Consider the following 370-nt stretch of genomic DNA (forward strand, 5'->3'; position numbering starts at 1 on the left):
CAGGCAATAAAAAAGCAAGGACTATGCCTTGCTTTAATACTTGATGGTGGGGACGGAGAGACTCGAACTCTCACACCTCGCGGCGCTGGAACCTAAATCCAGTGCGTCTACCAATTTCGCCACGTCCCCATCAGGGTTGCTAACCTTAAGGTTAGACTTTAAGTTGGCAGAGAATCAAGGACTCGAACCTTGACCAACGGTTTTGGAGACCGACATGCTACCATTACACCAATCCTCTATTGCCCCATAAAATCCATCTTCATAGATATTATGGTGGGGACGGAGAGACTCGAACTCTCACGCCTCGCGGCGCTGGAACCTAAATCCAGTGCGTCTACCAATTTCGCCACGTCCCCAATGGCTGTGTATA

At 49.5% G+C, this 370-nt stretch carries 3 tRNA genes; all 3 read right to left on the reverse strand.

Features of this window, described 5'->3' with window-relative positions:
* Positions 1-44: 44 nt before the first annotated feature.
* Positions 45-129 (reverse strand) — tRNA-Leu (locus tag D7V32_RS17095).
* Positions 130-164: 35 nt separating this feature from the next.
* Positions 165-238, reverse strand: a tRNA-Trp gene (locus D7V32_RS17100).
* A gap of 33 nt (positions 239-271) precedes the next feature.
* Positions 272-356, reverse strand: a tRNA-Leu gene (locus tag D7V32_RS17105).
* Positions 357-370: the final 14 nt, after the last annotated feature.

The sequence above is a fragment of the Acinetobacter tianfuensis genome (assembly GCF_003611465.1).
Lineage (GTDB): Bacteria > Pseudomonadota > Gammaproteobacteria > Pseudomonadales > Moraxellaceae > Acinetobacter > Acinetobacter tianfuensis.